Consider the following 14,050-nt stretch of genomic DNA (forward strand, 5'->3'; position numbering starts at 1 on the left):
TGACTGAAGTGATTCGCACCGTCAACGTGCTGTGGAAAAAATGCCTTAGCGAAAAAGTAGCATGCTCTTCACCATCCACGCTGAAGTGATACTATTTTGCATTCGAGCAAAAAACGGGTGAAGTTTTGATGAACGAGCTCAAAGCTGAAAACGAAAAAATCCTGGTCCGCGCAATTGAACGAGGGGAAGCGGTCCTGTTCCTTGGCGCGGGGGCGTCTGCAACCAGCCTCTCCAAGGTTGGCAAAAAGATCATGCAGGGCTGGCAACTTGCTGCGAAACTCGCAGAGATGGGTGGACTCGAGTATAATGATGAGCCGCTTCCTAGTGTGGTTACAGCTGTCGTTGGTAGCAGGATCAGTCGCGAGCAGTTTGAGGCGGTCTTGCGCGAGGAATTTCGACACTGTGAGCCATCACCTGAATTGAATGGGTTAGTGAAGTTCACTTGGGCGCGACTTTATACATGGAATTTGGATGACACCGTTACCAATTGCACTGACGCTGCACAAAGGATGAAGGCTTTCAATGGATTAATTGATCCAGTCGTTCCGGATGACAATATGGCATTTTTGCAAGTTGTGCACTTGCACGGTGAGGCGTGGAAGCCAGAGCATGGCTACATCTTTTCCGAAGCAGAATACAATCAGGCTATTTCCAAAGGCCACCCCTGGTATCGTCAAGCCGTCGCTGATTATGTCGAGAAACTGCCGGTCTTTATCGGCAGTAAATTGAAGGAACCTATTCTTTCTATGGAGCTAGACCGAGCACGCCCGCGAGGTAGCGAGGGGCTTGGTGTTGCGTTCTTGGTTACTCCAGATAATTTTACTCCTATTCAGCTGGCAGAATTCGAAGCCCGAGGTATAGTGGTCGTCAAAGGCTATCTATCTGACTTTGTAACCTTTCTGAAGCAGAAAACAAATGCGGGGGGGGTCTCACCAAAATCCGCGCTTGCCACTCGCGGTTCAATGGGAAAAGCGTTGGTGAAGCGAGGTGGCGTCACCGCCTCCGACTTGGGTGTGGCAAAGCATCTGCGCATGATAGCAGACGGTGAAGGCGGTATCTCAATACCCAAACTTTCAGATACCGAGGTGAAGACTACTGCACGACTTTTTTTGGAAGGAAAGCCCCCCAATTGGGAGGTTGTCTTTTCCAACATTCCGCCACGTCTCGACCAGACAAGCTCCCTGATAGATCAACTTGAAGAGAGCCTTCATTCGGACGAACGTCTATTTGTTGCGTACGGCCAATCGGGCAGCGGCAAGACTACTGCCGTGATGCAGGCTTTGAAACAGATTGCCGGCAACGGAGGTCGCATTCCAATTTATGAACTCAGTGGCAACATCCCCTCTTTAAGATCGGCGATTAATTTACTCGCTCGTCTTTACCCCGATGAGAAAATTATTGTCTACTTTGGAGAGACATTTCTTTTCGGAGACTCGTTTGCGGAGGACCTCCTGTCGGTAGAAACTGGCCGAATGCTATTTGTTGGCGACGCCAGAACTAATGAATGGAAGAACCACATTCGAAGGCGGTTGGATGGTGTGAATTATAGATCTTTCGAATTCCAGAGGTTTTCGCCTGAAGACTATGAGGAATTGGCGAAAGCTATTCTTTCTTACGTGCCGGCTCCCCGATTCCACAAAATGTCTCCGCAGGATAGGATTAAGGAATTCGACAAATCGCGAAGTCAGCTTCTGATCGCCATGAAAGAGGTAACGCAGTCTGGGAATTTTCGTGACATTATAGCCGCTGAGTACATTGGCCTCCCAGATGATGATTGTCGGTACCTGTTCCTGATTTGTGGTGTTGCGACCTTGGCTCGGTCCGGTATAAATAAAGGACTGGCTAAAGAAGCCTACGACAGCATATCGCAAAAGAGATCATTTCCCAGCGCCCTTAAGGAGCTGGATGGAATTGTATTCGAAGATCGAAATGATCGCTTGGTGGCACGTCATGAGATCTACGTCCGGCATGTGTTGGAGAATGTTGCCACTACTGAAAATTTGAAAAGCGCAATTATATCAATGCTCCGCGCTTTTACAAAGTTTGATGTCCCTGTAATAAAGAACGTTGGGCGGCAGGACGGCATTCTGTTCCGTTTTATTCTTAATCATAATTTCCTGAAAGAAACCTTCAGAATCAAGGGCGCTCAAGCTGTTCCATCTGACATTTACAGTCGGTTTGAGTTGGAGTTCCAAAGAGATGGCCACTTTTGGCTTCAATACGGTCAGTACCTCTCTTCGATGAAACGATTTGATGAAGCGCTTCCTGTTCTCGAAAAATCCATTCAGGCCTATCCAGAAAATGACTTTGCCGCTCATGCTTTGGCGGACGTTCAGCTGCGAGTTGCCGAACAGGCAAGTGTTTGGAACAGCACTGTCGTTGAGCTCGTTGGGCACGCGGTGTCCACACTCGAAAATCTCCATGCAAATCGGTCCAACCGTTCGGATCAATATGCAATCGCCACACTGGCAAGGTTTCATATTAGAGTACTGATTAAACACAAGCAGATCGATGCCGCCAAAGAAACGGCGAAAATATATTTCGAAGAAATCAGCAGAATTGGACCATCTCTAAGGGATGAGCAACTTGATACCGCCAGGGCCGAACTGTTGCATTTCTTGACAAATGGCAAAACACCCTACGAAGATATTCAGGGCAGAGGTAAAACTAAGCCTGCGAGGAATGGGCGAAGGCCGAAACGAAAACGGAGGTAGTTCCCCGGAAACGAGCCGCGACTCACAGCGGAAAACTAGCCTTGCCGCGCTGAAATAACGAAGTGCTGGCGATGACGTGGAAGAGCTGTCCTGAATGTAATGTAAAATTTGTCTTCGTAGCGAATGTCCAGAAAACGGTCGGCACAGCTGCAGCATAATGTTGATCAAATGAACGGCAGCAAATGGCCGAAAGCGGTGTGGCTCCTCTTGGAGACGGACGTCGTCTTGGCACACATTATTCACACAAGTTGCCCGACAGCTTACCGCCCCCCTTTCAGACATTCCGATCTCAACAATTCGGCAGCATCCTTGATGTGGAACAAAAAAGAACAAATAGGCTATATGCTACACGTCTCGCTACGAAAAAACTAACTAACTAAAAAATATAGGCTATTTCGCCTGAACGTCCAATCGATCATCGGTGCAATGGCAAAGCGGGATGCCGCTGGAAATTCTTGTTTTTTAGTTTTTTCAGCCACTTAGAAGAACCTGATAACTCGTCGTATTCCAGCTCACTATGCTCCGAATCCACTGATCTTAATACTGGATTTGGTCCAGGGGACCAAATATGGAGATCACCATGGGCTCGATCAGAACACGCAAACGAAAAGATGGCAGCAACAGCTACCTTTCGCGTGCGAGTGATGCGCGAGGGCTCCGTCTATCATGAAACAAAGACCTTTGACAGACGCCCAGCTGCAGCCGCATGGATAAAGAAACGCGAGAAAGAGCTGGCCAGACCTGGCGCGCTGGAGGAGTTAAACGCATATGACCCGCCGCTGTCCAAGGCCATCGAGCGCTATACCGAAGAAGCGGTCAAAGAAATCGGACGCACGAAGGCACAAGTCCTGAAGACCATCTCGACCTATCCGATCGCCGACATGCCCTGCTCGACCATCAGGTCGAAGAATATCATCGAGTTCCTTCAGTCCCTTCCCGGGCAACCGCAAACCATCGGGAATTACGCAAGCCACCTCGCCTCCATATTCGCCATCGCGCGGCCGATGTGGGATTTCCGACTTGACGACAGAGAAATGAGAGACGCCATCACGGTGGCTCGCCGCATGGGGATCATATCCCGTTCAGCACAGCGACACCGCAGACCCACCCTCGACGAACTCAACCGATTATTGACGCATTTCATCGATCGGCGCCGAAGAACACCTCAGGCCATGCCAATGCACAAGGTGATCGTTTTCGCTCTTTTCTCGCCCCGCCGACAGGCAGAGATCACCCGCCTCACATGGGATGACTTTCAGAAACAACACAAACGTATTCTGGTCCGAGACATGAAGCACCCGGGTGAGAAGCTCGGCAATGATACATGGGTCAACCTACCCGACGAAGCCATCCGTATCATCGACAGCATGCCCAAGCATAAATCGGAGATTTTTCCCTACTCCCCGGATGCAATCACTGCGAACTTCACGCGGGCTTGCAAGCTACTCGGAATTGAAGACCTGCATTTCCACGATCTGCGCCATGACGGCATCTCGCGCCTGTTCGAGATGGGCTGGAACATCCCGCATGTCGCAGCGGTCAGCGGACACAGGTCTTGGGTAAGTCTAAAACGCTATACGCATATCCGTGAGACCGGTGACAAATATGCCAATTGGCCAGGCCCGCAACTTGCGATCAAGAGAGACTGAACCTACCCGCCTTGCCGAAGGTTCGCCAGCCATAACCTTTGAAATCGGCTAAAATAGGCCACACTCCAAGCGATCTGTCTTCAAACTATCGATGCATCGTTGGTTGCGGGGGGCTCGCACCCCGATATCAACATTCGCTGCGAGTTCCTGTATGATACGTCATTGGTCAAGAGCCATCAAGAGACCGCCACGGAATGACCGGAGCAGGGCCGGAAGCGGACGTTCAGACACCCGCCTATCGTTCCTCTGCGAGAAGCACAGTTCAGATGTCCGGGCGGAGTCGGCAATTTTGTCGTGAAGAATTCTGGCAGGAATCGATAAAGGCCCGCAGCGGGGCCGAGGCCGAACAGCTGGAATAGTACAGGTGTGGCCCATCCTGTTCAGACCAGTAGTCCGGGAGAACCGGAACAAGCGTTCCATCGGCGAAGTCGCTTTCAAGCCAGCTTCGGAACGCGCCGATAATGCCTAATCCGTTTCGGGCAAATGTGAGGCCTGTATTCAAGGCATTTACGCTCAATGTGAGCCGTGTAACGGCCTCCACGTCGATCGTCTGGTCGCCGTCCTTCAACACCCAAGGCAGAAGCCGCCCGCTCAGCAGGCGATAGCGTATAGCGTCGTGGCGCAGGAGATCGGCGGGCGTTCGCGGATGCTCGCGTTCGGCGAGATAGCCAGGCGATGCAGCAAGCGCGACCTGCTGAACCCGGGGGCCGACGCGAATGGAAATCATGTCCTTTTCCAGATGGGCGCCATAGCGGATGCCCGCATCACAGCCGGCTGCGATAATATCCACAAGGCCGTTTTCCACGACGAGCTCGACCTCCACTGCCGGATGACGGCGTTGAAAATCGCTGAGCAGTGGCGGCAGGATATCAGGCATCACAGCGCCCGGTACGTTGAGCTTCAACCTTCCCCGCACGAGGTCTTTGGAATTTGCCGTTTCCATCACAGCCGCATCCACCTCAGACAGGAGTGGTGCAACGCGCTCAGCCAGCAACTGCCCCTGTTCCGTCGCCCTCACGCTGCGCGTCGTACGCAGAAGAAGCGGCACGCCAAGCTTTTCCTCGATCCTTGAAATTGTCGTGCTGACTTTCGACGGAGCAACACCGATCCGTTCGGCCGCGGCGCGGAACCCACCTTCGGCCAGGACCGCCAGAAAGACCTGCAGGTCGTCAGGGGAAACATTGTTCTTCATGGAGAACAGCCTATTCCAAAAATAACGGATTATCAAAGCGAATTAGAACAGTCAGTTTGTCTCCCGAAGATGAAAGCGGCGGTTTCGTCCGCCCAGAAATCAAGTGCAGGAGAAACGGAATGCTGATCATCACCGGCGCCTCGGGCCAACTCGGTCGCAAGGTTGTGAATAATCTTCTTCATCACGTGCCCGCTGAAAGGATAGGCATCAGCGTCCGCGATCCCGAAACGGTCTCGGACCTGAAGGCGGCCGGCGTTCGTGTGCGCCAGGGCGATTACGGTGACGCCGACAGCCTTCGGTTTGCCTGGCAGGGCGCCGAACGTCTGCTGCTTGTCTCCTCGAATGCGGCCGCAACGGGCGGTGATCCGCTGAAGCAGCACGCGACGGCGATTGCTGTGGCGCGCGAACTCCGCGTCGAACGTGTCCTCTACACGAGCCAGGTGGCGAGCTCCCCGACCTCGCAGTTTCCTCCCGGCAGGGACCATGCCGCCACCGAGAAGATGCTGGCGGACTCGAACCTCCGCTGGACCGCGCTTCGTCACGGCTTCTATGCTGCAAGTGCTCTTGCAATGAATGCGCGTGCCTTTCAGGCGGGCGAATTGATCGCGCCGGAGGATGGCAAGGTCGCCTGGACGACCCATGACGATCTGGCCGCCGCCGACGCTGCGCTCTTGGCGGGAGACGTCGTCATTGACGGACCGACCCCGCCTCTGACCGGCAGTCAGACTCTAGACCTCGGGGAACTGGCTGAGCTTGCCAGCGAAATTGTGGGGCGACCCGTCGCACGTGTTCTCGCAAGCGAGCACGAAATGGAGACGAGACTGCGGAATGCCGACGTTCCGCCAGGCGCCATCGGCGTCGCGATGGACTATTATCGAGCCGCGCGGGCAGGAGAATTCGCCGCGGTTGACGACACCCTGGCCAAAATTCTTGGCCGCCCCCCGGTGACGATGGACACGTTCCTGAAAGCAAATCTCCGTTGATCATTTGGCAACCAAGGCGAGACCTGCATCCAGTTGTGTGTCTCCGGAATGCAGGCTCTCGCTGTTGCGTTTATGTGCCCTTCTTCGCTGCTGAAACGAACGGCAAAGCTCGGCGCTTCCTCGTTTCGGCGCGTTGCGAAAAATACCAACCCCCAAAGGGTAGCGCGAAAACTTCGGGCTACGCCGCTCTGTCGTGAATGGTGAGCACTGCGTCCGCAAATGCTTCGGGGGCCTCGAACGGGAAGGCATGGCCACATGCATAGACCCTGTGCTCATGGTAGCTGGTGAACATGTTCGCGTGATCTGCCGTGCCACCCGGTTTCAAGGGGTCCTGGGTTCCATCCAGCGTCACTGCCGGAACAACAATTTTGGGTTTTTTGGACAGCTTTCGTTCGAGAGCGGCGAGCGCAGGGTCGCCTTCCTCAAGACCGAAATCGAACCGATAGGAATGCGTAACCACATCGACGAAGTCGGGGTTGTCGAAGGCGGCGGCGGACCGCAGAAAGGCGATGTCGTCAAAAGACCAGTTCGGCGACCATTGTGACCACAGAATCCGGCACAACTCATGGCGACTCTCACGCAGGCATTCCCTGCCTCTCTCGCTTTGAAACAGGTGCTGGTACCACATCGCTTGTTCGAGCGAGGGCGAAAACGCATGGCGCTGACGCTCGACATCGATGATGTCGTATCCCGCATAGGAGACGAGGCCCGCCACCCGCTCCGGCCAGAGCGCAGAGGCAACGCAAGAAGCTAGGCCGCCCCAGTCGAAGCCTGCGAGGATCACCGTTTCGAGCCCGAGCGCGTCCATAAGCCCGATGACGTCGGCGCCAAGCGCTGCCTGCTGTCCGCTACGCACGGTCTGTTTCGACAGGAAGCGGGTCGGACCGAAGCCGCGCAGATAAGGGACGATCACTCTTGCGCCCGCAGTAGCCAGGACCGGGGCGACCTCCGCGTAGGCGTGAACGTCATAGGGAAAACCATGGGACAGCACCACGGGCCAGCCATCGTCAGGTCCGCTCTGGCAGTAGGCGATTTCCAAAATATCGGTTTTGGCGGTCTTCAGGAGACCGAGTTGGCCCGTCATGAATTGTCTCCTCGTGTCGTTTCATCTGCACACAGAGCGAGAATATGGAGCCTGCTTGCCCGCGCAAGCGCCAAATCCCGAATTCGGTCCAATTTTCCTTGTTCGGTCGCAAGACTACGGCGACGCCTGACTTGAATGCACCATCAGCCGCCTGCCGATCGGGTCAGTTCCTCCCAAACCGCGATTTCTTGCTTCATGCGTTCGAGCCGGTTGCTCGTCAAATTCGACGCAATACTACCTAGGAAAAACTGCGCCAACCTTTCGGCCGTCTACTGTGCCTCGGTTTCTGTCTCATATTTGATGACAGGGTACGGCACCGCTTCTTTCCGGTGCCATCGGAATATCTTCGACAGAAGACCCTCGCACCATTTCAGGACCGTTTTGCCGTCGTTTCCGTAACCCACGGCAATGTGCGCGGTGGGAGTTTCCCATCACTGTCGTTGTGCGCGGTCTCGGCGCTGCCGTGGAGAAGCTGTCCCATACCCGCCACTTTCGAGATCTCCCGATACGCACTCATCGATACCGCTGTTCCTGTCTTGCGTTGCTCAAAAGCGCCAACGACAGGTCTTAGAGAATAGATATTGTAGTCCAGAGCGTCCGGCATGGAGGCGCGAAACCGCCTTTAGAGTGCGCTGCTCAGGTACATCGCTCATTCTGATGGACTGCTTCAGGTCTTGAAGGGATATGAACCGACAACCCGCTCACTGGAGTCGTTGAACGGTTGACCGCTTTGTTTTATGTGAGCGGAATGCTGCTCTGGAGCTCGACAAAAAAGCTTGCCATCAAGGCGATTTCCCTCGCCATATTGTTCATCGCGAGACGACCAACTCACTCCTGACACACGAGGTGCGCCGTCCTTTCTGCGCGCAGCGCTTCCTTGAACAGTTCGAAAGCGGTCGTGCCGCGCCGATCGGGGTAATAGAGGTGGTAGCCGGAAAACGGCTCGCACCAGGGCTCCAGCAGGCGGATGAGGCGGCCATCGGCTATCGGCGACGCCACCAGATCCTCCAGGATGTAGAGGATGCCGAAACCCTCGAGAGCGGCGGCGACCAGCAGATCGCCATCGTTGAACACCGGTCCCCGGCCTGGCTTGACCGTCACCGCGCGGCCGTCGCGCTCGAATGACCAAGGCGACAGCCTGCCTTGTGCGTCGGCGTAGGCGATGCAGCGATGGGCGGTGAGATCGGCCGGCTCCATCGGAGTCGGAAGATCGCGCAGATAGCCGGGGGTCGCCACCACCGCGACGCGCAGTGGCGGCCCGACCGTGAGCGCGATCATGTCCTTCTCCAGCCGCTCGCCGAGCCGGATGCCTGCATCATAGCGGCCCGCCACGACATCGGTCATATTGTCCTCCACGCTCACCGCCACCTCGATGCCCGGGTGGCGACGCATGAAGGCGGGAAGCATCGGCCACAGCACCGTGCCCGCGGCGTGTTTGCCCGTCGTGATCCGGACAGTGCCGATCGCGGCCCCGCGTGCTTGGGTTAGCGCCTCAAGCTCGTCGTCCAGCCCGGCAATAGCCGGCGACAGGGTGGCGAGCAGGCGCTCGCCGGCGGCGGTGGGGGCAACGCTGCGCGTTGTGCGGGTGAGCAGGCGAAAGCCGAGCTGGTCCTCCAGCCGCTTCATGGTCTGGCTCAATGCAGACTGGGTGACGCCGAGCCGTTGCGCGGCTCGGGTGAAACTGCAGTCGGAGGCAATCGCCGCGAAGATGGCGAGATCGCCGAACTGATCCGGACGCATTGATAATTCCTGCTACTGGGGCCTATTACTCATTAGACGGTTATACTGATCCATTAGCATAGCTACATAGTCGACAACTGCACAAGAGCAAGGAGACGACGATGTCAAAGGTTTGGTTGGTGACCGGGGCGAACCGGGGGCTTGGACGCGAGATCGCGCGCGCGGCACTTGATGCCGGCGAAACGGTGGTGGCGACGGCGCGTTCCGCCGATGCGGTGCGCGGTGCCTTCGGGGAACACGATCGTCTACACGCCCTCGCGCTCGATATCACCGACGCCGAGGCCGCCAACGCGGCGGCCTCCGAGACCGCGCAGCGGTTCGGCGCGATCGACGTGCTGGTCAACAATGCCGGCTATGCCGAGCTGGGTTTCTTCGAGACCTTTACCGATGAAGCGGTGCGGCGTCAGTTCGAGGTCAACCTGTTCGGCACGATGAACGTGGCACGCGCGGTCGCCCCCCACATGCGTCAGCGTCGCGCCGGCCTCATCATCACTATTTCCTCGGTCAGCGGGCTGGTCTCCAATGGCGGTGGCGCGGTCTATTCGGCGTCGAAATTCGCGGTCGAGGGATGGATGGAAGGTTTTGCGCAGGAACTGGCGCCGCTGGGCATCCGCTCGCTGCTGGTCGAGCCGGGGATGCTGCGTACCGACTTCATGGACGGGAAATCGGCGCGCTTCGGCAGCATCGACATTCCGGACTATGCCGAGGCGATCGCGCAGTATCGCGCGTTCGTCGATGGCGCAAACGGCAAGCAGCCGGGTGATCCGAACCTGCTCGCCGAGCGGATCGTGGCGCTGGCGTCACAGAACGAGGCGCCGGCGCGGTTCGTATTCGGCGAAGACGCCCGGCAGTGGGCCGCCGCAAAGGTCGATCAGTTACGACAGGAGATTGCCCAATCAGTCGATCACGATTAATGCGACGCTGGGGCGAAACTCCGGCACGGGCGATCGAGATTGCGATCGCCTGCGCGTCCACGGCGCATAGCGCCCGAAAACCCAAGACGGTGTCGCGCCAGTTTGCACGGCGCTGCTTAATCTGAGCACGAGAGGCGTGAGAGGGGTCTATACACTGATAGGTTAAGTGGGAGCCGCTGCCTGCAGCCCCATCCAGACCATTCAGGTCGTCACAAAGCGCTTGCTGCGTAGATTCTGACCAACCATTTCCGCGATGATCGTCGACCAACTCCCGTTTCGAACTGACTGATGGCGTCATCGGAAGAGCGCATCCATCATCTTGGCGCGGCAGCCGCTCGGCAGCGTGTTGCACGCTTCCGGACGCAGCATTCCGAGCTGCCCTTTGACCATTCCGCAGTTGAATTTTTCTGGCCCGGCCCAGAGGGTGGACGAGAGCCTACCTTCAGCGGCGAGAGATGCAATCAAGCGTCCCCGCGCGGCTTCCGCAAAAGTCGGAGAGAGCGATAAAGACTGGACTTGCCACCGCCGTCAGGCCCGGTAATGAAGGTTAGCTGCGAGATGTCCAGCACCACGTTTCGCAGCGAACGATAGCCGGAAACTGCCAGACGTGTAATCACGAGGGTTCCGCCTTCCCTGTCGACTCGCTGCTGCCATGGAACGCGTCTGTCCCCTCGCTTGCCTGCTCTGCGCGTTGGTTCACCCTTGAAGGCGGCTCCGGTCGGCCAAGGAGGAATCCCTGAAGTTCGGGACATCCCATGTGCCTGAGGGCGAGGCGTTGACTTTCGTGTTCGACCCCTTCGGCCGTGACCGACAGATTGAGTTCTTTTCCGATCGCCAGGATCGCGCGGATGATCGCTACGGAACGGGCGTCGGAATCCAGATTTGAAACAAAACTGCGATCGATCTTGATCCGGTCGAACGGCATGCGCTTAATGCTGGATATCGACGATGTTCCGGCGCCGAAATCATCCAGCGCGAGCAGAACGCCGATCTCCTTCAGTTGAGAAAAGGTCTGCGCGACTATCTCCGTCGCGCCGATCAGAGCAGATTCCTTGATCTCCAGTTCGAGACGACGGGGTGTAAGCCCGGAGACGTCAAGCGCACGCCGGACCGTTTCGGCCAGGTTTCCGTCCTCAAGCTGGCTCGAAGAGACATTCACGGACACACGCACATGTTCCGGCCACTTCATCGCATCACGGCATGCTGTCTCCAAAATCCAGGCGCAGAGCCTGCGAATGATGCCGGTTCTTTCGGCAGCCGGGATAAAGATGTCCGGCGAAATCTCTCCTCGTTCAGGGTGCGTCCACCGGGCAAGCGCTTCATATCCGACGACAACCGAATCCATGCCGTCGCACAGTGGCTGATAGGCAAGCGATACATCGCCATGGGTGATCGCTGCGCGCAATTCCTTTTCAATGTCCCATTCCTGCCAGGCGTGCCCTTCAGGGGGGTGATCGAAACGAAGATAGCTGCCACCGCCCGACCGCTTGACCGCATACAGCGCCATGTCGGCGTTGTTATAGAGTTCGTCAATGTCCGAAGCATCATCCGGAAACAGCGCAATTCCGATGGATACCGAAACGGAGACGCGCATCTGTCCGACGAGAACCGGCTCTTCGAGCGCGCGAATGAGGCGCTCCGCCAGGGTGAAAGCGCCGGCCGGTTGCCGGGCCCCCATCTGGACGATGCAAAACTCGTCGCCCCCTATCCGCGACACCGTATCGCCGGACCTGACATGACCGGACAGGCGCCGGGCAACCACCCGGAGAAGCTCATCACCCGCGACGTGACCGTATCGGTCGTTCACCTGCTTGAACCCGTCAAGGTCCAGAAGCAGAAGCCCCACCTTGGCCTCCGAGCGCCCGGAAGCAGCGACGGCCTCGGTAAGCGTTTCATTCAGGCGGTTCCGGTTTGAAAGGCCCGTCAGCGGGTCGTGCTCGGCAAGATAGGCGGCCCGCGCCTCGGCCTCCCGGATCGTTGTGACATCCGAGAGAATAGCCAGGATGAACGGCTCCCTGCCATCAGCGGTGTCGAGCTCGACAAGCCGCTTGCGCGTCACGATGACATGAACGTCCCCCTTAGCGCCGGTGACGACCTCTTCATTCTCGTTCGGCTCCCCAGTCTCGAAGACCTGGTTGTCGACCTTCCAGAAGACAGCCCGTTGGTCCTCCGGCAATTGCTCATCCAAAGAGCCGAGCAAGGCCTCCCGCGACGTCCCGAAAAACACACAGGCGGCATCATTTGCAACCACCACCCGATGATCACGGTCCTTGATGATAACGGGCAGTGGCATGGCATTCAAAACCGTCTGGAAGTTGTCAACCGTAGCCCGGATTGAAGAACTCGAGAACATAGGCAGCCTCCTGGAAGCTTTCTCTTCACTAAACAGGTTTTGTCTCGTGTCCGCAGGACTGCCTGTCCGGCACCACGAAAAGACCCTTCTTGCAGTGTCATAACACGAAGCCCGCCTGGCAATGAACCTTACCAATTGCGCTCCCGTGCCGGAGCGAGAAAGCATAGGCCAGAAAGGAGGCGCCCCATCGTGCTTATCAAGGAATCCCCGTCCCGTTGCGCGTCTGCCGGCCGGGGAGGACAAGCGGAATTCACCGTGCTTGTCATACCCGTCAAGGGATGCATGGAGGAGACATATTAGCAGGAAAGTCTGTCGACTGAGATCACGTGGCCATGCCCGAGGTCAATGCACGACAGTGGCGCTCGACGGACGACAAATATAGAGCCTCATGATCCGACACAGGTTTTCAGACAGAGATCGGCAATGATAGTCTTTCCACACACTGTCGACAGGCGTCGTCGATCATGATTTTGAGTGCTCATACTCTCTCTTGTCCTTTGTTCTCGGTACACGTCATCTGGTGCTCCGGTGCGGTGATCGGCTACATCGAACGTCCGTCAAGATGGCTAGGCAAGAGCGCCCGGGGATCAACACCTTCGAGCGTATTGACGTTGATTGCCGCAATCTCCGTCCCGTCCGGCATCCGGCCGTAGGAGAAGCTCTGGATGCCGCAGGTTTTGCAGAAGAGATGCGCAATCTCGCGCTTGTTGAAACGGTATTCGGTGAGGTTCTCCGCGCCAGAGTGCAGGACAAACCTGTCCCGCGCAGCAAAAGCCAGGACGACGCCGAGCGGCTGGCACCGCGAGCAATTGCAGGTGATCGACTGATCGAGATCGAGGTCGACCTCGTAGGCAACAGCGCCGCACTGGCATCCGCCCTTGTGGTGTTTTTCCATCGTCTGAACTCCTTCCTGTCGCGGCGACCAAGATGGTCCCTGACGGCTATTCCACCGCCTTTTTCAGGGCGGCGATTTCGATCTTGCCCATCGTCATCATCGCCTCGAAGGCGCGTTTGGCCTTGTCCTTGTCGGATCCCGTCGTCAGGTCGAGCAGCAGCTTCGGCGTGATCTGCCACGAATGGCCCCAGCGGTCCTTGCACCAGCCGCAGGCGCTTTCCCGTCCGCCATTGCCGACGATGGCGTTCCAGAAGCGGTCAGTCTCTTCCTGATCTTCTGTAACCACCATGAAGGAGACGGCTTCGTTCGGCGTGAAGTTGGGGCCGCCATTCAAGCCGACGAACTTGCGCCCGAGTACGGTGAACTCGACGGTCAGTTCGTCGCCTTTCCTGCCGCCGGGATAATCGGAGGCGGCAGTGTTCACGCGATCGACACGGCTGTCGGGAAAAATGGCGGCATAGAACTCGGCCGCTTTCCTGGCTTCGCCGTGATCGTACCAAAGGCAGTTGATGATATCGGTCATGAA

The 14,050-nt window shown here is 56.9% G+C and carries 9 protein-coding genes and 2 pseudogenes; 4 read left to right on the forward strand and 7 right to left on the reverse strand.

All coding sequences use genetic code 11. The annotated features are described in order from the left end of the window. Nucleotides 1-128 precede the first annotated feature (128 nt). Together ACHZCU_RS19715 and ACHZCU_RS19720 are read left to right on the forward strand one after the other, a co-directional pair. On the forward strand, nt 129-2,714 hold the full coding sequence (locus ACHZCU_RS19715) for an SIR2 family protein (RefSeq protein ID WP_319520226.1): 2,586 nt from the start codon (nt 129-131) through the stop codon (nt 2,712-2,714). A gap of 580 nt (nt 2,715-3,294) precedes the next feature. Then, nucleotides 3,295-4,363, forward strand: a pseudogene (locus tag ACHZCU_RS19720) (tyrosine-type recombinase/integrase). A 262-nt stretch (nt 4,364-4,625) separates the two neighbouring features. On the opposite strand, the gene ACHZCU_RS19725 reads toward ACHZCU_RS19720, so the two are convergent. Next, nucleotides 4,626-5,555, reverse strand: coding sequence for a LysR family transcriptional regulator (locus ACHZCU_RS19725; protein WP_319520228.1), 930 nt, complete (start codon nt 5,553-5,555; stop codon nt 4,626-4,628). A 119-nt stretch (nt 5,556-5,674) separates the two neighbouring features. Between ACHZCU_RS19725 and ACHZCU_RS19730 the strand changes: the two genes are divergently transcribed. Beyond that, on the forward strand, nt 5,675-6,538 hold the full coding sequence (locus ACHZCU_RS19730) for an NAD(P)H-binding protein (RefSeq protein WP_319520229.1): 864 nt from the start codon (nt 5,675-5,677) through the stop codon (nt 6,536-6,538). 178 nt (nt 6,539-6,716) lie between these two features. Here the strand turns inward: ACHZCU_RS19730 and ACHZCU_RS19735 are convergent, their stop codons facing one another. Both ACHZCU_RS19735 and ACHZCU_RS19740 read right to left on the reverse strand, forming a co-directional pair. Next, nucleotides 6,717-7,622, reverse strand: coding sequence for an alpha/beta hydrolase (locus ACHZCU_RS19735; RefSeq protein WP_319520230.1), 906 nt, complete (start codon nt 7,620-7,622; stop codon nt 6,717-6,719). An 828-nt stretch (nt 7,623-8,450) separates the two neighbouring features. Next, nucleotides 8,451-9,362 carry a LysR family transcriptional regulator gene (locus ACHZCU_RS19740; protein ID WP_319520231.1) on the reverse strand — a complete coding sequence of 304 codons (912 nt, stop codon included), beginning with the start codon at nt 9,360-9,362 and terminating at the stop codon, nt 8,451-8,453. A gap of 101 nt (nt 9,363-9,463) precedes the next feature. Between ACHZCU_RS19740 and ACHZCU_RS19745 the strand changes: the two genes are divergently transcribed. Then, nucleotides 9,464-10,276 carry an SDR family NAD(P)-dependent oxidoreductase gene (locus ACHZCU_RS19745; protein ID WP_319520232.1) on the forward strand — a complete coding sequence of 271 codons (813 nt, stop codon included), beginning with the start codon at nt 9,464-9,466 and terminating at the stop codon, nt 10,274-10,276. A 375-nt stretch (nt 10,277-10,651) separates the two neighbouring features. Here the strand turns inward: ACHZCU_RS19745 and ACHZCU_RS19750 are convergent. From ACHZCU_RS19750 to ACHZCU_RS19765, 4 genes and pseudogenes are all read right to left on the reverse strand, one after another. Next, a pseudogene (locus ACHZCU_RS19750) lies at nt 10,652-10,893 on the reverse strand (AAA family ATPase); the annotation flags it as partial. Continuing rightward, entirely contained in the window at nt 10,890-12,764 is a 1,875-nt protein-coding gene (locus ACHZCU_RS19755; protein WP_319520233.1) for an EAL domain-containing protein, read from the reverse strand. The pseudogene ACHZCU_RS19750 and the gene ACHZCU_RS19755, both read right to left, overlap by 4 nt. A 406-nt stretch (nt 12,765-13,170) precedes the next feature. After that, nucleotides 13,171-13,524, reverse strand: coding sequence for a GFA family protein (locus ACHZCU_RS19760; RefSeq protein ID WP_319520234.1), 354 nt, complete (start codon nt 13,522-13,524; stop codon nt 13,171-13,173). Nucleotides 13,525-13,570: 46 nt separating this feature from the next. After that, nucleotides 13,571-14,047, reverse strand: coding sequence for a VOC family protein (locus ACHZCU_RS19765; protein ID WP_319520235.1), 477 nt, complete (start codon nt 14,045-14,047; stop codon nt 13,571-13,573). Between the last annotated feature and the right edge of the window lie 3 nt (nt 14,048-14,050).

The organism is uncultured Martelella sp. (genome assembly GCF_963677965.2).
In the GTDB taxonomy this organism is placed as follows: Bacteria; Pseudomonadota; Alphaproteobacteria; order Rhizobiales; family Rhizobiaceae; genus Martelella; species Martelella mangrovi.